This is a genomic window from Roseivirga sp., from assembly GCF_034669765.1.
Classification (GTDB): Bacteria; Bacteroidota; Bacteroidia; order Cytophagales; family Cyclobacteriaceae; genus Roseivirga.
The window spans coordinates 391,355-411,604 of the sequence record NZ_JAXMOQ010000002.1 but is presented as its reverse complement, the minus strand read 5'-3'; the positions used below and the strand labels follow the sequence as shown (position 1 = coordinate 411,604).

Here is a 20,250-nt window from a genome sequence, read left to right as displayed (position 1 = left end):
AGTTAATGCTACGTAATGAAAATAAAACTTATGTAATTTGAAGTTGTGTACGCCATAGTCGACATTGAAACCACGGGCAGTTCTGCCAATTACGGAAAAATCACCGAAGTAGCCATTTTAATTCATGATGGACAACGGGTAGTGGACGAATATCAGACGCTTTTGAATCCCGAACGAGTGATTCCAATGAATATTACTGCGCTAACGGGCATCTCTAACGAAATGGTAAGGGATGAACCTCGTTTTTTTGAAGTGGCCAAAGAAATCTTTCAAATGTTGGAAGGGAACATCTTTGTGGCTCACAATGTCAATTTTGATTATTCTTTCCTTAAAAACGAATTCCAGCAGTTGGGTGGAACATTAAGCCTGAAGAAACTCTGCACAGTCCGTCTTTCTAGAAAGGTTTTTCCAGGCTTGAAGTCCTACAGTTTGGGTAACCTTTGCGATCATTTTGGAATTGCTAACCATGCGCGTCACAGGGCGATGGGCGATGCCAAAGCAACGGTTGAACTGCTGGACCTCATTATCGAGAATAACGAAGACCACATTGCTACCTTCTTAAAGAAAGATTCCAAAGAAGGATTTTTACCTCCTCATTTACCCAAGACCGTTTTTGATGCTTTACCAGAATTTACTGGGGTGTATTATTTTCATGATGCACATGGTGATGTTCTTTATGTGGGCAAGGCCAACAATATCAAGAAACGCGTAAAAGGCCATTTCTCCAATACCGATGTGGTATACAAACAAGGGTTAAAGGATAAACTCTATGATATCTCTTATGAGGAGTGTGGAGATGAAATGATTGCTTTCCTGTTTGAGTCTTCAGAAATCAAAAAACATTTCCCGATTTATAACAAGGCGCAGAAATTCACTAATGCCAAATATGGCCTTTACCATTACCAAGACGGTAAAGGCTTTGATCGTTTATCAATTGGTAAGAAAATGAAAGGCACTTTGCCGTTGATTGGCTTTACTTCTTTCGACCGGGCCCGTGATTACTTGATCGAACTGGTAAAGAAGTTTGAACTTGATCCAGAGTTATGCAGCCTACCTGCCTCTATGATGATGTATTTTGGATATACCATAAAAACAGGTGGGGAAGGAAGTGCAGAGCAACGTGAGAGATTCAAAAAAGCCATTCAAAGTATTAAAGAGAATTCTCAATCGTTTTGCCTGCTAGGGCAAGGTAGAACCAATGCTGAAAAATCTGTTGCCTTGGTAGAGAATGGAAAATACTTAGGTTTTGGCTTCTATGAAAACGATATAGCTTTCAATTCAATTGATGATGTGAAGAACATTATCACAAACTATCCCGATACGCCTGATATCCAACGTATAATCAATCAGTATTATGCCAAACGCAAAGTGATTCAATTTGCAACGCAAACCCAAGAACCAAATTATGGTCTGTTTGCTTAAGCGAATAGAGTTGAATACCTCTTTACTTATTATTTAGGCACAATTATAAAATTAAAATACCTATTTTAAGGTATTGGAAAAGGGACTTGTCAATATACCTTGGCTGAGCTTATAAGGTTAAAACATTTGCTTGTTTTATTGATAAGAAACTGAAACTATTTATGTTAATAATCGATTACACATATATAGAATTAACAAGAAAATGGCAATGAAAAAGACTAAAGAGATAAGAGGAAAATTATTGAAGTATGCCGAAGGTAAATTTCAAGAGTCTCAAGAAAAATCAGAACGAATTATCAAGTATGTGAATGATGTAAGTACAGTTAGTAAAGAACTCTTTTATTCAAGCGTTCTTTTAGCTGGTCATAAGTATATCAAGGTTGAACAAGAGGGAAAAGCTTAATAGGATTGATCTGTAAATTTACAGAACTCCTTAAGGGAATTGTAATTCTCGATATTTAGGTTTTTATGATCCGAAAATATTTAAAAACTATTTTTGACGATCTGGTAGGGCATTTGAATACGTTAGTGTATTAAAAATAAGTGCTGTGAACGGTAAATTATATATGGAAGGATTAATGGTGTGCCCATTTACAAAAAAGTCGCTACGACTGATGACTGAAAAGGAATTGATTTCTTTTAATGCTCAGATAAAGCACGGTGATTTATTCTTTTACCCTGGGGCACCTGTCAACATCGAATTAAAAGCTGCCTTGGTTACAGCGAACCAAACTTATGTTTACCCTATTATAGACAACATTAGGTACCTTCAGCGTAAAACAGCTATAGTATCCAAAAACCGAACTGACAACCACCTAAGAAGAGTGCCACAAGATGAAATCGATCTGTTCTACAAAACATATGGATTAGGTGTAGACAATTCCATTGAAAAATCATCAAAAAAACTCAATAGTAACCCCATAAGTCAAGAAAAAGTAACTCAGTTGGGCAGACTTCTCCCAAAAGGAGGTGAATGTTTTATGAGTGTTGTTACGCACGATGTGGACTCTATTCATAATCTTACTTATGGAAGATCATTTAAACACTATTTCCATATGGATTTTTCGTTGCCAAGGTTATTGGCAGTTAAAGACGAGCTTCCTAATGAAACCATTTTGGTTTTAGGCGATGTGGATCATTTACCTTTTAGCGATAGCGCTGTAGAAGCCCTCTTCTCATTTGACTATATAAATAACTACGACAAAGAGGTTCAGTCATTGGCATACGAAGAGCTGAAAAGATGCTTAAAGCCAGATGGAGTTTCGATTATGTTATACGATAACTCCAAACCAATGCATGCCAGTGGCCAACTTAAAGCGGATCAGAGATCGAAGAAAGCCTTGGGAGTTATTGCTCCATGGAAAAAAATAAAGCTACCGAACATCTTCTTTTATCCAATTAACAAAGAACATGAAACGCCCGATGGTATAGGCCTTTTGAGCCAAAGCATCGCTTAGTTGACAATTCATTTAATTGATTTCAATCCGTTCAAACCATTTCTACGTTTATTTGGTTAGACTAAAAAAAACGAGGCATGAAGACCAAAATAATATTAATTAGTGGTTTAGCTATTTTACTTGTGGCGAGTGTTATCACGCTCAGAGGCCAAGATGAACTATCTGGAGTAAATTTAGATCAAGACAAACCGAAATACGAAATACAGTTAACGGAGAAAGAGTGGAAAGAAAGGTTAAGCCCTTTACAATACTCCATACTAAGACAACAAGCAACAGAAACGATGTTCTCTGGCGAATATGATAAGTTCTATAAAAAAGGAACCTACTATTCTGCAGCCAGTTTGCAACCTGTTTTTAGCTCAGAGACCAAATATGATTCTAAATCAGGATGGCCAAGTTTTTGGAATCCAATTTCTGATGATGCAATCAAGTTAGTAAAGGATACGAGTGAAGGAATGGTGCGATGGGAAGTGGTAGACAGTAAAAGTGGATCACATTTAGGACATGTATTCGAAGATGGTCCAGCTCCAACTGGCTTACGCTACTGCTTGAATTCAGCGGCTTTAATCTTCGTTCCTGAAGGAGGAACACCTCCAAAGTTTAAAAAAGACAATAACTAGTTCACCAAGCGCGAATAATTATTTAACATTGGCCTGTATTAACAGGCCTTTTTATTTATATCATGAAAGAACCACAATCACTCAACTCAGTAGCTGAATTTCATAAAACATTTAAGCACCCAATTTTAGAAACTCCACAAATTCCATCTGAAGATAGATGTAAACTCCGAGTTTCTCTGATTGCTGAAGAGTTGAAAGAACTAGAAGAAGCTATTGCGGATAACGACCTAGTAGAAATAGCTGATGCCTTGTGTGACATCCAATATGTATTGTCTGGTGCCATTTTAGAGTTTGGAATGGGTAATAGCTTCAAAACTTTGTTTGACGAAGTTCAGCGCTCTAATATGAGCAAAACCTGCAAAACAATAGAGGAAGCTGAAGCCACCCAAAAACATTACATGGACAAGGATGGAACGGAAAGCTACATAGAAGAGTCGGACGGTCATTTTTTGGTGTACAGAACAGCGGATAATAAAACATTAAAATCAGTGAATTACTCTCCAGCTGACCTGAAGAGTATTTTGAACGACATTATTTAAAAACATATCCCTTGTGGATGGCGTTAGGGCATTAGATAAAATAAAAAGCAAATGCATATAGCTTATACATTGATTACCAGTTTATTCCTCAATTTTGGAGTTTCTTCTTGCACTGGCATGAGTTCAACAGAGTTGGTTAATGTGGCTACTGAAGTTCAGAAAGGCAATGAAATAGCCACTTTTGCAGGCGGCTGTTTCTGGTGTACAGAAGCCGTATTTGAAAGAGTGAATGGTGTGAAGAATGTGGTTTCAGGCTACACAGGAGGGAAAGAGAAGAATCCAACCTATGAAGATGTAAGTTATGGTAGATCGACTCATGCCGAAGCAATTCAAATCTATTACGACCCTAAAGTGATTTCCTATCAAGAGCTTTTAGAAATTTTCTTTTATACGCACGACCCAACTCAGGTAAACCGTCAAGGTCCAGATGTAGGAACACAGTATCGAACGGAAGTTTTCTATCATGATGATAATCAGAAGAAGTTGGCAACCGATTATATTTCAAAACTGAACCAGTCCGGAGATTATAACCGCCCAATTGCAACTAAAGTGACGGACTATACTGAATTTTGGCTTGCCGAGGATTATCACCAAAATTATTATGAACTCAACCCAGGGAATCCCTACATCATCAATGTTGCCATTCCAAAGGTGAACAAGTTAAAAAAACATTTCCCAAGCTACGTAAAGAAGAAATACGCTTCAGAAAAATAAAGTAACACTTCTTTAAGCTTAACACTATTCAATAGCACTCCCTAAAAGAGTGCTATTTTTCTAATATGTTCCTAAACTCGGCCAGGGCAGCATGGCTACCAATTACGGTCATGATATCACCCACTAGCAGATGCGTATTCCCGTGTGGGATAAAGACTTCTCCTGCTCGCTTTTGAATGACCAAAGAACCCGATGGAGGGAAGGGGACTTCCTTCACCAGCTTTCTATTGATATCGCTTCGGGTAATCTTGATTTCCTCTAAACGATAATCTCCAAAGCTTTCAGATAGTGAAGAAACCGAATCTGGACTGGCAATCATATTTTCAATATGGCTTGCTAGCACAATGTCATGATCAATGAACTTGATTTCTCCTTGGGGATCAATTAAATCGTGCGTAGCAGACTGTTTTCTAGTAATGATCTTACTGTGCTTCAGTTCGTTTTTGATGTAACGCGTAAGCTCCTGATTCAAATTATTGGATTCTGTAAGTACAATGACGAGGTCAGCGGTTCTGAGTTTTAATCCATCTACCACACTCGCACTTAGGTTTTCAATGAATTTATAGTTCAAGCTCTTTTTATCGAACTCAGGCAATATTTCCTTTTTCTGAATCAGCGTGATAAAAGACATGTCATGCATTTTAAGCCTTTCAGCCAAGTACAAACTCGCTTTGCTTCCGCCAAAAACATAGATGTTATGGTGCTCCTCTTTACTGTTATTAAAGATCTTGTAAATAGAAGGTGAAATAAGACTCACTAAAATAGCTGTGGTAACGATTCCCGCATTGTCTGCCGAGCTAATTACATTTAAGGAAAGGCCGATTTGGGCTGCAGCAATGGTTAAACCCATTCTAGCGGTAAGCAATACGCCTCCGGCCAATGCCTTCTTCAAGCCAAACACTTTAATCATAATTAAAGCGGGAATAAGCTGGGTAACAAAAAAGCCAACCATTAAGGTAAGAATAAATGGAATCGACTCTTGAAACTGTGTCAGTGCCGATAAATCTAAATTCACCCCAACCATAATAAAGAAGATGGGAATAAAGAAGCCATAGCTCATTCCGTCTAGTTTGAACAGCAATGCAGAACGTTCTTTGCTTACAAAAAGGCTCAACAAAGTGCCTGCGAAAAAAGCACCCATGGCCAACTCCGTGCCTATTAAGTGAGCAATCACCACAAAGAAAAGGAGCAATGCCACAGCACCTCTCACCCTGATCTGACTTGCCGCATGTTCTAATCTATATAGTAATTGCTGAAAGCTGCGCACTTTCATCATTCGGTTTCCAAGCCAATAAACGACAATAAATACAATGAAAATGATGGCGAAAAGAAGCAACTCTACTTGAAATCCTTTTTTAAGTACGCCTGAATAAATGGAGATCAATATGATACTCATCACCGTGGCAATGGCGCCTTCCATCAATAGGATTTGGCCAAACTTACGCTTCAATTCTCCTTCTGCTTTTAATATCGGAACCGTAATACTGAGTGCTACGGTAGGCAATAGGAACATGTAGAATACGATGTCCACCTCCATAAACTGGTTCATTAGCCAAGCAAAGGGCAGGGAAAGCAATAATGACCCAAAGTAAATAAAGAGCGCGACCAGCAAAGAGTTACTTACCAAATCAACAAACTTGATGCGGCCGCGAGGAAATGACGAAATAATTTTATTGACATCAATTTCCATTCCTGCCAAGAAAATAAGGAAAAGGAAACCCGTTTGCGCCAAAAAGCTGGTAATGGCAGTTTCTTCCACCCAACCTAATAAAAAAGGACCAACCAAAACCCCCATTATGATTTCGACAATCACGGAAGGTACTTTTGATATTTCTAGCCTAGAAAGCACCAAAGGCACTACCCAGGCAATAGACAGAATAATAAAGATTGGCCAGTATTCGAGGTTGTTCATAAAGGTCAAGATAGTTCGTAATTCTTCTAAAATAGGTAAAAATGAACTCCGAGACGACTTTAAATTTCAAAAAACGCTGAACTAGCCAGCGTGCTTTGATTTGAAAACAGTATTATAAAAGTTCAGGCAGAGCGCTGAACTTACTTATTATTGAATCTAAAATACTTGAATTCAACCTCTTCCGCTTCTCCTTCATCGCTAATCACGACATACATATGAATCTCATTTTCTGAAATTCGCTTGATGGTAAAACCATCAAAATAAACAGCATCCTTCTCCACTTTAACCAATGGAAACTCTTCCCGTTCGTTTTTCTCTTCCCAGCCCGTCAGGTCGCTGTTAAAATGCTTTAGGCGAAAGGACAGGGAGCCTTGCTCTTCCACAATTTGACAGATCTCGTAAAAGCTAGTTTTGCCCTCCGAAACCAGTTTGAAGGAACCCATCATAGAATCGCCTAAGGGGGGTGACCAGATTTCTTCTGTAATCCCACCAAAAGCTTCGCCACGCCAATGACCACTGATCCAAGCCACATCTGCCAAAGTTGCTTTGGGAGATTTGTTAGTACCAAGCTTTAAGGTGTTTTGACCAAAACTGACGAAAGAGAATAAAATGAATAGGAGAGATAGGCTTAGCTTTTTCATGTTTTATTGAATTGACGAACCAGAATGAAAATAGGAGACAAGGCCTTACTAAATTTCTGTAATCCTTACCTTCTTGTTCTTCAGTTTAGTGTTGTTTAAGCTCTTAATCAAGCGTTTAGCTTCTATGGCGGCTACCGCAACAAAAGCGCAATCGTTTTTAATCTCAATCATCCCCAGCTGATCTTTCTGCAATTGCCCTTGTTTAAAGAAGAGCCCAGCAATATCGCCCTTCGATATTTTGTCCTTTCTTCCACCCGAAATAAACAGAGTTTTCATCAGTGGTTTTGGCGCTGAAATTCCTTCCAACACATCGCGCACTCGGCCGCTTTTGGGCTTAAGGTCCGAAATGAAATCAGGCAATTCTTCTTTTTCCCATTGCAACACGTAAGCCGTGCCTTCTGAGTTCATTCTGGCCGTTCTTCCGTTTCTGTGGGTGAATTCTGGTCCAGAGTTAGGCAAGTGATAATGAATAATGAATTTCAATTCTGGAATATCAATACCCCTGGCGGCCAAATCGGTTGCTAATAGTAACTGATAGGTGCCATTTCGGAACTGAATGAGTGCCCTTTCACGGTCTATTTGCTCCATTCCGCCATAGAATACACCATGGTTAATTTCGTGATCGAAAAGGTATTGGCTGATGCGCTCGATGGAATCTTTAAAGTTGCAGAACACAATGCCCGGCTGGTCGCCAAGGCGGTTGAGGGTATCTACTAAAGTTTCTAGCTTATCTCTATCGGGCGAAAGCACCAGTTGAATTTCAAGCGAAGAATCGCCTTTATCTGCGAAATCAAGAATTTGGGGTGACTTAAGTTTTACAAAGTTAGGGATCTCAGTTTCGTTGGTGGCCGAAGTCAAGATCTTCTTCTGTACATGCGTAAGCGAAGCGATGATCTCCAACATTTCCAGTTCAAAGCCCACTTCTAAAGACTTATCGAATTCATCTAACACCAATGTTTTGATGTCTTTTACAGGGAAAACTTCACGTCTTAAATGGTCAGCTACACGGCCGGGAGTTCCCACAAGGATAGCGGGCCTGTGTTTCAGCTCCATTCTGTCTTTCGAAGCAGGTCTGCCGCCATACACGGCATTGGCTTTAAAGCCCGTTCCCATTTCTCTAATCACTTGTTCAATCTGAATGGCCAATTCTCTTGAGGGCACCAAGATCAAAGCCTGTATTTCTGTGCAGTTGATATCTAAGGATTGAAGGATAGGAAGCAAAAAGGCCAAGGTTTTCCCTGTGCCCGTAGGGGAAAGCAACACTACATCCGGATGCTGATGAATGGCTTCTTGGGCCGCTTCTTGCATCGGGTTGAGTTTTTCTATACGAAGCTTGGCGAGGATTTCCTCTTGGTTTTTAGGGGCAGTTTGCATGGTGCAAAACTACTTGTATTTCAGGTATAAATAGAAAAGTGAGACGCTTTTACGCTTTTATATTTTTCTAAATTGCCGAAATGAAAAAAGAATGTCCTTCATGCGCCATGCAAATCGATAAAGCAGCCAAAGTTTGCCCTATCTGTGCTTATGAATTTCCTGCGCAACCCAAAGCACTGAGTTGGATAGCGGTAGTCTTAATTGTAGCCTTGTTGTTATGGCTGGTAATCTAGGTTAGCTGGCTTCCTTTACTTTTTCCTGGTCTTTTCGGGTTAAGAATTGCTCTAGTAGAATCAGGCCAGTACCAATCATTACTGATACATCGGCAGCATTAAAAATTCCTGTTCTAAAAACTCCACCTAAATCTATATGCACCATATCGGTGACCGAACCATATAGAATACGGTCATACAGGTTGCCAATACCACCACCAACGATAAAAGAAAGTCCCACAATCGCCAATTTGGTCAGGTCTTTCTTAATAAGTAAAAACACTAAAAGGCCAAGCATGACCAGGCCTGGTAAACCAAGCAAGAGAATGTTTTTGAAAATAGGAGACAGGTCAGAGCCCATACCCAAAAACGCACCTGAGTTTTCAACCTTGGTAAGAATAAGGGTATCACCGATTACCTCAATACGCTCATTGTATTGAATTTGCTCGCGTGCCATTTCTTTGGTGACTTGATCGCAGCCTATATTGACAATGATAATGGCGAGAATAGCGATGATACGGTTAACGTTTGACTTCATGGGATTCTTTTCAGGCTGCTAAACTAATCAATAGCTTATAAAATGAGGGATGGTAGTGATGAAAATTATTGGTTAAGACGATTTTGGTGAGGGGGGAGGTGCTTATGAAGTTGAAGTGAGAGACTGTACGGTTTAGCTAAACTGTGATTTAATGAAGTTTAGGTTTAATGTTGTTAGTTAAATATTCTAGTCAGTTTGGATTCAATTATCGGAAAATCTACCTCATATTTTTTAATTGTCTGTTTAACATTTGACTTGTGCCAATCACTAGCTTGTGGATGAAAGATTAATTCAAAGGGCATATTTTTGAAATTCTCAAATAGAATATAAATGATGTGCTGGTCTAATTTCCTATTTAAGTCTTCAATTTGTTCATCTAAAATCATTGGCTTTTTCTCTGCTCTCTTTCTTTCATTTTCTTCTACAGAGAGAATAACTCTGAACTCGGATTCATGACTAAAGCTTTTGTCTTTTAAGAATCCTTGAATATTTTCATTTGTTACAAGTTGACTAAGTGAGCCTATATCATCAAATCTATAATACTTTACTGAGCCATATCTGATTTTCTTGTGGTTATAGCCAGTTAAATCAAAACGTTTGGAATCAAGTTCACCTAAAAATGAGTTGACAGGAATTTTAATAGCTATACTATCAGGGCTTGAATATAGTTGCCACATGGCTACAGATTCATGATCGTTAACAAACCAGCAGCTTGCAAAATTGTATTTCTGAAAATCTAACTTTTGTCTTCTTAATGAGTTCCTTTTTATTGGATTAATATTCAATGTAATGTGATTAACAATTTCACCAATCCAAGGAGCTATTTCTTTACCAATTTTATCGCTTGCTAGGTTTAATGATAAATTTTGGGGTGTAATGCCTTCCAGCTTATCTTCAAATAAGTTTAGGCGAGTGAGGGGAAACCTTTTATTCAACAGACAATCCATCAACTTGTCAATCGTGATATATCGATATAAAAATAATTTGTCACTTGGGACAATATCTAACTTTTCTATTTCTATTGACGATTTCATTTAATCCTAATTAACAGCAGCGTTAGCGACCAAATACGGTGCGCTATACGCACCTATTAACAAGTTATAAGTTTAGCGAAATTAATTTTAGAACAGTAACATTCGTTGGCTATTTAGTATTTAACAACTAATAAAGCTTAAGTGAGTAATCAACCAATCTAAGGTGTTCGTTATCTGGACGGTGAGATTGCTTCACGTCAATATTATCACTCCGAAAAACTGTAGCAGGTTCGCAATGACGGTTAAATCATCCTTGTTTCACTACGCTCAAACTCTTCCAGCCACCTTAATCGTAAACTCAGTAGTGCCCTTGCTTTGATCTACAGTAAAGCCGATTTCTCCTTTATGGGCTTGCACGATTTGTTTGACTAAACTAAGCCCAACCCCAGAACCACTGGACTTTGTGGTGTAGAAAGGAATGAAAATATTTTCCTGAATTTCCTCTGGAATGCCACCACCATTATCGGTAATAGAAATTTGAAAGCTGCCTAACTTTTCTTCTAATAGGCTTGGCTTTTTCACGGCCAAGCGGACGGTACCCGTATTGGCTTCAACGGCTTCTTTTGCATTTTTTAATATGTTAATCAGTGCTTGCTCCATCAAATCCGGGTCAATGTGTAAGATGAATGCTTCTTTGGGCAGCTCCATATGGAATTGAATGTTGCTTTGGGCCAGCGTAGGCTTAAAAAGCGAAGCAATGCGCTGGAAATACAGCAGACCCTCAATAGGCTTAAGGTTTGGCAAAGGCACACGCGTTAAGCTTCTGTAGGCTTCAGTAAAGGTCATGAGCCCTGCACTGCGGTGCTGTATGGCATCGAGTCCTTCTTGTAGAGATTGGAGTTGAGCTTCAGTCAATTCATTTCCGGACTTTCTTGATTGACTAACAAAATGGTTGAGCGTTGAAGAAAGGGAAGTAATCGGAGCCACTGAATTCATGATTTCATGGGTCAGCACACGAATCAACTTTTGCCAAGCCAGCATTTCATTATTGTCCAGTTCGGTATGGATGTCGTGAATAGAGACCAAGGTGAATTTTATTCCCCTCAATTTGAAAACAGAAGCCTTGATGGAAAGCTGAAACTCCTTGCCATGAATAGTCACTTTCAGTAATTCACTTTGCCCACTTTCTAGTTGAAGTATTGTATCGTAAATTATTGAACTAATTGTTTTTATACTGTTCAATGTGATCAGTTCTTCTTTGCCCAATAACTGCTTTAGGGCTTTGTTCGCTAAATGAATTCTTTCCTTATCATCGTAAGAAAGTACACCAATTTCGAGCTGCTGCACCAATAACGAGAGGTACTGATATTCGTTGGCTTCGCGCTGAGATACCTCAATGAATTTTTGATTTACTTGATTGAAACTGTCGTAGAGCCTGCCAAAACTCTTGCCTTTATGATCGGCAGAATACTTCAGGGTGAAATCATTATGAAGAATGGCTTCAAGAAAGTTCTTGGTGTCCTTGTTCGCTCGATTGATGTAATAAAAAAGCTCAATAAGTGCCGACAGGATAAAAATGACAATAAAGAACAAGCGGATGTAATTGCGGTCTTCAAAGAAGTAGAACAGCAAAAAGCCCAAACCCACCGTGATGAGGAGCAGTCTTACGATGATCTGAATCTGGAAATTTTTAGAGTTCATATTTCTCCATTCTACGGTACAAGGCGCCACGGCTCAGCCCTAATTCTCCAGCCGCATTACTAATGTTTCCTTGGTGCTTTTTGATACAGGTCTCTATCGCCCATTTTTCCAACTCTTCTAGGTTATAGCTCTCCACCTGTGCATTATCACTGGTGTTTTGGCTGCTTAAGTTGAAATCCTGAACATGGAGTTGCTTGCCATCACTCATGATTACCGCACGTTCAATACTGTGCTGAAGTTCCCTGATGTTGCCGGGCCAGTCGTATTTTTCTAGTTTGGCAATGACGTATTCGGGTACAAAAAGCCCTTTCTTTCCATATTTAGTTTTATACAAATGGATGAAGTGCTCGGCCAATACCGCAATGTCTTCTTTGCGTTCGCGCAGGGGAGGAAGGTGGATTTCGATGGTGTTAATTCGAAACAGTAAATCTTGCCTGAATTCACCTTCATTCACCATTTCGGGAAGATTGGCGTTGGTTGCGCAAATCAAACGAACATCAATGGTCCTGGAATCATTTGACCCAACAGGCACAATTTGACGGTCTTGAATCACCCGTAACATTTTGGCCTGAAGTGGTTTGATCAGGTTGCCGATTTCATCCAAAAATAAAGTGCCTTCATTGGCGGCCTCAAACTTCCCTATGCGGTCGGTTTTAGCATCGGTAAAGGCGCCTTTTTTATGTCCGAAGAGTTCGCTCTCAAAAAGAGTTTCGGTAATAGCACCCATATCAACATTCACAAAAATGGATTTAGAGCGGTTGGAAGCCCGATGAATCGCCCTAGCGACCAATTCCTTTCCCGTACCATTTTCGCCAGTAATGAGAATATTGGCATCCGTATGGGCTACCTTTTCAATTTGTTGAAAAACCTGCTTGATCTTTTCCGATTCACCAATAATTTCAGCGAATGGCGCATCAAGCATGTCATTCAATACCCTTTGTTTCGAACTAAGTTCTTTGACCTTATGGTTCGACTTATTCAGTTGAAAAGCAGCCGAAACAGTACTCAGTAGCTTTTCGTTTTGCCATGGCTTGGTAATGAAATCGAAGGCGCCCAATTTGATCGCTTCCACGGCCAAATTGATTTCACCATAAGCCGTAATCAACACAATAGAAGTTTCTGGGGAAATGGTCTTAATCTGATTGAGGTAGTATAAACCGTCCTTTCCAGAGCTTTCGCCTGCCTTAAAATTCATGTCCAGAATAACAAGGTCATAATCGTTTTCGGCCAAGGCCGTTTCAATTTGAAGCGGATTGTTAATGCCCCGGACATCGTTATAATGCTGCTCCAACAAAATGCGGATGGAAAGCATTACATAATTGTCATCGTCTACAATCAGAATTCGACCTTTGTTTTTCATAATCGTTAAAGCACCAAATTTATACCAAGCTCACAATATGCTGATTCATTTACTTTTAGTAATATGAATGTATTGAAAAGTGCCCAATTTTGGGCACTCCTGTTTTACTGATGGACAATTGAAGTCGATTAAATACGAGATAGAGTTGCTAACTTACTGATATACAATGAACTGTGATGTTGGTTCAAAATTGGCCAGTAGAACATTGTCAAATACTCAAGATATGATTAAGAATTACTTCAAACTCGCTACTCGGAATCTCTGGAAAAATAAACTGGTAACGGGCACTAACCTCATTGGTCTTACTTTAGGTATTTCTTGCAGTCTGCTTTTATTGCTTTATGTGCAGTATGAGTACGCAATTGATGATTTCATTCCAGAGAAAGAAAACACTTATTTTCTATATGGGGCTCAAACGGGTGCCAATGAAAGAATGGTTGGTCTTTCAATAGAGGATGACTTTAAAGATTTGTCGAGCAATTACGCAGGAGTTAAAGAAGCTGCGATTATCAGAAATAATAGCGGTGATTTTTATCCAGACGATAATTCAGTCAAAAAACTAAGCATCGACTATTGGTATGCTAGCAGTAACTTCTTCGAGTTTTTTGGCTTCCCTTTAATAGAAGGAAATGCAGCGCAAGTACTGAGTGATCCTTCTTCCATAGTCATTACTGAAAGTACGGCCATCGCCTTATTTGGTACTTCCAATGCCATTGGAAAAACAGTAACCATGGCTGGGGTTTCGTCTGACAAAGCATTGGTAGTGAGGGGTATTGCTGCTGATGTAAAGAACTCACACATCAAATTTCAAGCAATTATTCCTTGGGAAATGACTTTTCCTAGTGGTTCTCAGCCTGCCAAAGGTTATGCCTACTCACTTTATACCTATTTAAAAACCACAGCAGGTGCTAGTATTGACGAAATTCGGACTTTAAAGAATGAAAAATTAGCGAAGGATCCAGACTTTGATGGCAATATGAGCTATGAGTTTCTTCCTGTAACGGACATGTACTTAAAATCTGGAGATATACAGTTTATGTCTTTCTCTTCGGGCAGTGCTTCGGCCATTCAAACACTCTTGTTTATTGCCATTATAATTTTGGTGGTGGCTTGTATCAACTACATCAATTTACAGACTGCAAAAGGGGCAAGACGCTCTTTGGAGGTTGGAGTAAGAAAAGTAATGGGGGCGCACCGAGGTCAATTGATCCGCCAGTTCTTAGGCGAAGCCATTCTGATTACGGTCATCTCCGCAATCTTCTCCATTTTGTTGATCGATTTAGGCTTATCGTCTTTCAACCAACTTACGGGGAAAGAATTCACCACAGCTGCCTTAATGAATGAAGGTTTGATTCCGGTTCTACTAGGGATTGTGCTCTTTACTTCCCTGTTCTCAGGGCTTTATCCTGCTTTGGTGCTGTCGTCATTTCAGCCTTCTCAGGCATTGAAGGCATCTGCACGTGAATCTTTAAAAGGAGGAAGGGCGCGTAAAACATTGATGTTTGTTCAGTTTGTGATCTCGCTCTTTTTAATTGCTGTTACGGTGATTGCTATTAAGCAAAACCAATTTCTGCATCAGAAAGATTTAGGTTTTAACAAAGACCAAGTCATCACTTTTAGTGTTTCCACCAAGAACTTAAGTAGAAATTATAGATCGTTTAAAAGTGAAATTGATGCCTATCCCGGCATTGTGGCATCGTCTGTAAGCACAGATGTTTTGGGAAACGGTTATACCAACAATTCAGGTCCAATGATGTCCAAGACGAACCCCGACTTGAGTGCAGTAACTACGATTTTTGGAGTCGACTTCGACTTTATCAAAACCTATGATTTGAAGCTTGTAGACGGTAGGGATTTCGATATGCAATCTTCATCCGATTCGAGCGCACTGATTGTTAACGAAGCTTTTGTTAGCCAACTCGGTATAGATAACCCAATGGAAGAAGAAGTAACGCTTTACAATCCTAATAATAGAGGAATGAAGATTATAGGCGTGGTAAAAGACTTCCACTTTCAAAAGCTTCATCAAAAAATTAGTCCTGTAGCTTTTAGAATTGCCAACAGAAATCTATGGAACCTATCAGTGAACATGAAGGCTGAAAATATCACAGAAACGCTCGCATTCTTAGAGAGCAAATGGGCGGAGTTTGAACCAGATCAACAGTTTGCCTACAGCTTTGTGAATGATGACTTTGCGAGGTTCTATGCCAATGAAACTAAACTATTAAAAGCAATTAGCTTCTTTTCTATTATCAGCATCGTGCTCACTGCTTTAGGCTTATTCGGAATGGTCACTTTCGTGATCGAGCGAAAATTAAAAGAGATCGGTATTCGTAAAGTGTTGGGAGCTTCTGGCACCAACATCAATTTCATTATTCTTAAAGAGTTTTTAATGGTTTTGGCCATTGCTGCGGTCATCTCGATTCCATTGGCACTTGGCGCGGGAAAAGAATGGCTCTCCAATTTTGCTTATAGTACCAATATTGGTGTAATGCCTTTTGTGGTTGCCTTGGTCATTTCTCTAGCAATTATACTATTTACCGTTGGTTTTCAGGCGATTAAAGCGGCTAAGGCCAACCCTATAAACGCTTTGAAAAGCGAATAACTCAAAACAAAAACAACACAACATGCTTAGAAACTATTTCAAAATTGCCTTTCGTACCCTTGCCAGAAGTAAGGGCTACGCATTTATTAATATCCTTGGCTTGGCCATTGGTATTACTGGGGCTACACTTTTGCTTACTTATGTAAAAGACGAAACTTCCTTTGATCAGTTCCACAGTAAGGCGGATGATATTGTACGGATAATTGCTGTAGATAAAACGGGAGAAGCTCCAAGAAAATTTGCGGTTAACGCTGCTATTTTCGCTTCTACTTTGGTGGAAGAATTACCAGAAGTAACCAATGCGACCACCTTGTTTATGCGTGGGGGACATATGAATTTCACTATTGATGGGGTTCGTTTTGCTCAACGGAATTACTTTATCACCGATCCCTCTTTTTTCGAAGTCTTTGATTTTGAATTTTTGGAAGGGGATAAGGCTACCGCATTGGCTGAACCTAACTCCGTGATTTTAAGTGAAAATGAAGCCATTCGATACTTTGGTAAAATGGATGTGATTGGTGAAATCATAACCTCTCCATTTGCTGGTGACTTTAAAGTAACTGGCATTACTAAAAACACTTCCGCCAATTCGCACATTAAATTTGATGTGCTGATTTCGCAGAACTATTCTGATCCACAGTGGCAGCAGATGCTGAACAGTTGGGAACAAATTGGCCCTAGTTCATACCTAGTCTTGGCCAAAGGAGCAGATATGGACGAAGTTCAAAAGAAAGCTGAAGCCATTGCTAACGAAAGAATGGGAGCGCCTATGGCCGATATGGTAGACTATGAATTTCAAGCCCTCACTGACATTCATTTTAACTCTGCCAATATTGAGCGAAGTATAGCGCAAACGAGTGGTGACAAGAGTTATATATTGATTTTCATTTCCATTGCGGTGTTCTTGGTGGTCATCGCCTCAGTGAATTATATGAATTTGGCGACTTCCAGGGCCGTTTTTAGGGCCAAAGAAATTGGAATTAGAAAGGTAGTAGGAGCCGTTAAAAAACAGTTGGTCACTCAGTTTTTAATGGAATCGCTGTTGATTACCACAATCTCACTCATCATTTCAATAGGTCTTACAGATTTAAGCATGCCATTCTTCAACCAGCTTACGCAGAAGGATTTCGATTTTAGCTGGGCCACCTTGGGAGAATATTTACCGATGCTCCTTGGGCTTACCGCTGTTATCGCATTGCTTTCTGGGGTGTATCCTTCCTTTTTCATGACCCGCTTTAAAACGGTGGATGTACTGAAAGGGGAGCGTAACACGAGTAGTCCATTTGCCTTGCGTAAGGTACTAGTCATCGCACAATTTGCCCTTTCTATTATCATGATTATTTCCACCATTGTGGTGACCCAGCAAATGGATTATATCAAAGACAAAAATCTTGGTTTTGACGATAGCAATTTAGTAGTGATTGATATTAACAACGCGAATGTTAGGACAAACTTTAAAGCCATGCGTACCGAATTGGCCAATGTACCCGGAGTCGAGTCGGTATCAGTTTCAAGCCGAGTGCCTGGTGAATGGAAAACCATCAATGAAATTACTGCTGTGACCAACAATGTAAAGCAACAAACCCGCGATTCGGTCGATGTGTTTTTTATGGGCTTTGACGAAAATCTGATTGAGACTTTCGGTTTTAAATTAAAGGATGGAGTCAGTTTTACAGGCATTGATGCTACAGACAGCACTAAAATATTACTGAATGAGGCAGCTGTGGCTACTTTTGGTTTAGAAAACCCAATAGGGGAAACCATAGAATTGACTTCACGTGGTAGAAGTTTACGTGTGCAGATTATTGGTGTGGTTGAAGATTTTAACTTTCAATCACTGCACAACAAAGTAGCCCCTATCATATTGGGGTACTGGAATAACCCTGCAGCCTCTATAGATTACTTTACGGTAAAGGCTTCAGGTAACATGGCGAATGTGGTGGCTGGCCTCACAGAAGTGCACAATAAGTTCGATCAAGCTACGGCCATGGAATCACACTTTTTAGATAGCCAGTTGGCTAATTTTTATCAAGCAGAACAACAGGCCAGCGTGATTTATAAGGTAGGAGCAGGACTCAGTATTTTCGTGGCTTGTTTGGGCCTATTTGGTTTGGCTTCCTTTACGGTTGAAAAACGAATCAAGGAATTAGGCATTCGTAAAGTGCTAGGCGCAAGCCAATGGAGCTTGTTCTATTTGCTTTCATCCACTTTCGCGAAGCAAGTACTCGTGGCTTTTGTGATTGCCAGCCCCTTTGCCTTTTGGATTATGCGAAACTGGCTCAATGGATTTGTGTACCATGTGAATATCAGTCCTGTCGCATTTATAGCAGCCGGTTTGGTAACTGTAATCATTGCCTTATTGACGGTAAGTTACCGTTCAATTATAGCCACCAGATCTAATCCAGTGGATTCCCTAAGGAGCGAATAAAAAAAGAAGAGGTATTTGAAAACAGCCATTTAATGATGATTCATTAAATGGCTGTTTTTTTAATTGAAGTTAGAACTACCAATCTATTGGTCTGTAGTCTTTTAAGAATTTTCCGCACCAGTGTTTTCCTGTGTTGATTCCGTCAAATAAAGGATCCATTACACGGGCTGCACCATCAACAATATCCAATGGAGGTTGAAAGTCGTGTACCTCTTGCTTCGCTTTAGAAAGCTCTGCAGGATCTTCATCAGTCACCCAGCCCGTATCCACAGCATTCATATAAATACCATCCTTTGCAAAGTCAGAAGCCGAAGTGTGCGTCATCATGTTCAGGGCAGCTTTGGCCATGTTCGTATGCGGATGTCGGTCTTCTTTATGGAAGCGATGGAACTTGCCTTCCATGGCCGAAACGTTAATGATGTGCTTTATGCCCGTGTTTTCTTTTCGCATTAAATTTGAAAGGCGATTACACAATACAAAGGGCGCTACGGCATTTACCAGTTGCACTTCCACCATTTCAGGTGTTTCAATTTGACCCAACTTTAAACGCCAGCTATTGGTCTTCCTTAAGTCAACTTGCTGCAAATCAGCATCTAATTGACCTTCAGGGAATACTTCTTTGGTAGGAAGCGAATTATCGAAACTGTATGGAATCTGGGATAATTGCGCAGAGGCCCTAATTCCAATACCCGGTTCTGGTGCGTGCCAAGTGACCGAAAGGGCGTTGTTCTTCTTGTCCGAAGCACCTGAAGAAAGTGTTCTCAATTCTTGCAAACAGTAATGGTGTTCGGCCAAAAGGTCTTTCACATAAGGCGTGAGTTTCTCGATAGGTTTCTCCTCGTTCTCCATCAGGTGATGGTAAAAACCAGAAGGTCTTCTTACGGTTTGTGCTGCGTTATTAATCAGAATATCAAGTCGGTCGTATTTCTGTTCAATGTAATTGCAGAAGATCTCCACGCTGGGAATGTGTCTTAAATCTAAACCGTGAATCTTCAAACGATCACCCCAGTCGGTATAATCTGCCTCTTTTGAAAAGCGAATGGCAGAATCAACGGGGAATCGGGTGGTGGCCACTACAGTAGCGCCCGCCCTTAAGAGCATTAAAGTAATGTGGTAGCCAATCTTCAACCTAGAACCAGTAACCAAGGCTACTTGACCTGTAAGATCAGCGGTTTGAAATCGTTTGGCATAATTGAAGTCACCGCAATCGGTGCACATGGTATCATAGAAATGGTGCACTTTAGTGTATACCGCTTTGCATACGTAGCAGTTTCTTGGCGACTCTAGTTCAGGTGTGTCCAGCTTTTCTGGTTCAACCAATGAAATTAATTTTGGCGCTTCGAAAATAATTTGCTCTCTCGCACTTCTAATCCCAGTGGTTTTTCGAGCGTGTTTATCGCGCTCAATCATTTTACGTTTAGCGGCCTTTTTAGCGTCCTTTCTGCGCCTGGCAAACTCCTCTCGGTCGGGACGAGTTAATTTTCCTGCAGCCATAAATAAGGCCACACGTTGCTCTTCTGGCATTTCAAAGAGTTGGTTGGTGTCGCCAATAAGGCTTTCCATTACTTCAATACAGCGCTGAATTTCTTCTGGACTTAGCTGTTTATCGGCCTCTTCTTTCATAAAACAAAGGATTGAAAATTATGGCTGCAAAGGTATGCATTAAACCTGATTTCAACTTTATAAAGAAGGAACTCCCTAATGCGCTATGCATGAAATTATAAAAAATTGCGTCCTTGTGTAAGAAACCCAT

At 40.0% G+C, this 20,250-nt stretch carries 17 protein-coding genes; 9 read left to right on the top strand and 8 right to left on the bottom strand.

Annotated elements, in window-relative coordinates; all coding sequences use genetic code 11:
* Positions 1-45: 45 nt before the first annotated feature.
* From VOI17_RS04790 to msrA, 6 genes are all read left to right on the top strand, one after another.
* Positions 46-1,422 (top strand): exonuclease domain-containing protein, encoded by a 1,377-nt coding sequence (locus VOI17_RS04790; RefSeq protein ID WP_323756105.1) that lies wholly within the window; start codon positions 46-48, stop codon positions 1,420-1,422.
* Between the two features lie 208 nt (positions 1,423-1,630).
* Positions 1,631-1,825, top strand: a complete 195-nt coding sequence (locus VOI17_RS04785; RefSeq protein WP_323756104.1) for a hypothetical protein — start codon at positions 1,631-1,633, stop codon at positions 1,823-1,825.
* Positions 1,826-1,970: 145 nt separating this feature from the next.
* Entirely contained in the window at positions 1,971-2,879 is a 909-nt protein-coding gene (locus tag VOI17_RS04780; protein ID WP_323756103.1) for a methyltransferase domain-containing protein, read from the top strand.
* Between the two features lie 77 nt (positions 2,880-2,956).
* Positions 2,957-3,499 carry a peptide-methionine (R)-S-oxide reductase MsrB gene (gene msrB / locus VOI17_RS04775; protein ID WP_323756102.1) on the top strand — a complete coding sequence of 181 codons (543 nt, stop codon included), beginning with the start codon at positions 2,957-2,959 and terminating at the stop codon, positions 3,497-3,499.
* A 62-nt stretch (positions 3,500-3,561) separates the two neighbouring features.
* Entirely contained in the window at positions 3,562-4,038 is a 477-nt protein-coding gene (locus tag VOI17_RS04770; protein WP_323756101.1) for a hypothetical protein, read from the top strand.
* A 51-nt stretch (positions 4,039-4,089) separates the two neighbouring features.
* A complete protein-coding gene (gene msrA, locus VOI17_RS04765) occupies positions 4,090-4,752 on the top strand; it encodes a peptide-methionine (S)-S-oxide reductase MsrA (RefSeq protein ID WP_323756100.1) in 663 nt (220 codons plus the stop codon).
* A gap of 52 nt (positions 4,753-4,804) precedes the next feature.
* Here msrA and VOI17_RS04760 read toward each other — a convergent pair whose 3' ends face one another.
* From VOI17_RS04760 to VOI17_RS04750, 3 genes are all read right to left on the bottom strand, one after another.
* The gene (locus VOI17_RS04760; protein ID WP_323756099.1) at positions 4,805-6,664 is read right to left on the bottom strand and encodes a cation:proton antiporter; all 1,860 of its coding nucleotides are present in this window, start codon (positions 6,662-6,664) and stop codon (positions 4,805-4,807) included.
* Positions 6,665-6,804: 140 nt separating this feature from the next.
* The gene (locus tag VOI17_RS04755) at positions 6,805-7,305 is read right to left on the bottom strand and encodes a DUF6265 family protein (RefSeq protein ID WP_323756098.1); all 501 of its coding nucleotides are present in this window, start codon (positions 7,303-7,305) and stop codon (positions 6,805-6,807) included.
* A 48-nt stretch (positions 7,306-7,353) separates the two neighbouring features.
* Positions 7,354-8,679: a DEAD/DEAH box helicase gene (locus tag VOI17_RS04750; RefSeq protein WP_323756097.1), complete on the bottom strand. Its 1,326-nt coding sequence runs from the start codon at positions 8,677-8,679 to the stop codon at positions 7,354-7,356.
* Positions 8,680-8,759: 80 nt separating this feature from the next.
* Between VOI17_RS04750 and VOI17_RS04745 the strand changes: the two genes are divergently transcribed.
* Complete coding sequence (locus tag VOI17_RS04745; RefSeq protein ID WP_323756096.1) at positions 8,760-8,912, top strand: zinc ribbon domain-containing protein; 153 nt, start codon at positions 8,760-8,762, stop codon at positions 8,910-8,912.
* A 1-nt stretch (position 8,913) separates the two neighbouring features.
* On the opposite strand, the gene lspA is transcribed toward VOI17_RS04745, so the two are convergent.
* The 4 genes from lspA to VOI17_RS04725 all read right to left on the bottom strand — a co-directional run bounded on the left by lspA (position 8,914) and on the right by VOI17_RS04725 (position 13,464).
* Positions 8,914-9,429 carry a signal peptidase II gene (gene lspA, locus VOI17_RS04740; protein WP_323756095.1) on the bottom strand — a complete coding sequence of 172 codons (516 nt, stop codon included), beginning with the start codon at positions 9,427-9,429 and terminating at the stop codon, positions 8,914-8,916.
* A gap of 173 nt (positions 9,430-9,602) precedes the next feature.
* Complete coding sequence (locus tag VOI17_RS04735) at positions 9,603-10,463, bottom strand: hypothetical protein (protein ID WP_323756094.1); 861 nt, start codon at positions 10,461-10,463, stop codon at positions 9,603-9,605.
* Positions 10,464-10,730: 267 nt separating this feature from the next.
* A complete protein-coding gene (locus VOI17_RS04730) occupies positions 10,731-12,104 on the bottom strand; it encodes a sensor histidine kinase (protein WP_323756093.1) in 1,374 nt (457 codons plus the stop codon).
* Positions 12,094-13,464 carry a sigma-54 dependent transcriptional regulator gene (locus VOI17_RS04725; protein ID WP_323756092.1) on the bottom strand — a complete coding sequence of 457 codons (1,371 nt, stop codon included), beginning with the start codon at positions 13,462-13,464 and terminating at the stop codon, positions 12,094-12,096. The genes VOI17_RS04730 and VOI17_RS04725 overlap by 11 nt, the downstream gene beginning before the upstream one ends.
* Before the next feature lie 223 nt (positions 13,465-13,687).
* Between VOI17_RS04725 and VOI17_RS04720 the strand changes: the two genes are divergently transcribed.
* Positions 13,688-16,069, top strand: coding sequence for an ABC transporter permease (locus VOI17_RS04720; protein WP_323756091.1), 2,382 nt, complete (start codon positions 13,688-13,690; stop codon positions 16,067-16,069).
* Positions 16,070-16,091: 22 nt separating this feature from the next.
* A complete protein-coding gene (locus VOI17_RS04715; RefSeq protein WP_323756090.1) occupies positions 16,092-18,497 on the top strand; it encodes an ABC transporter permease in 2,406 nt (801 codons plus the stop codon).
* 75 nt (positions 18,498-18,572) lie between these two features.
* Here the strand turns inward: VOI17_RS04715 and VOI17_RS04710 are convergent, their stop codons facing one another.
* On the bottom strand, positions 18,573-20,120 hold the full coding sequence (locus VOI17_RS04710; RefSeq protein ID WP_323756089.1) for an SDR family oxidoreductase: 1,548 nt from the start codon (positions 20,118-20,120) through the stop codon (positions 18,573-18,575).
* Between the last annotated feature and the right edge of the window lie 130 nt (positions 20,121-20,250).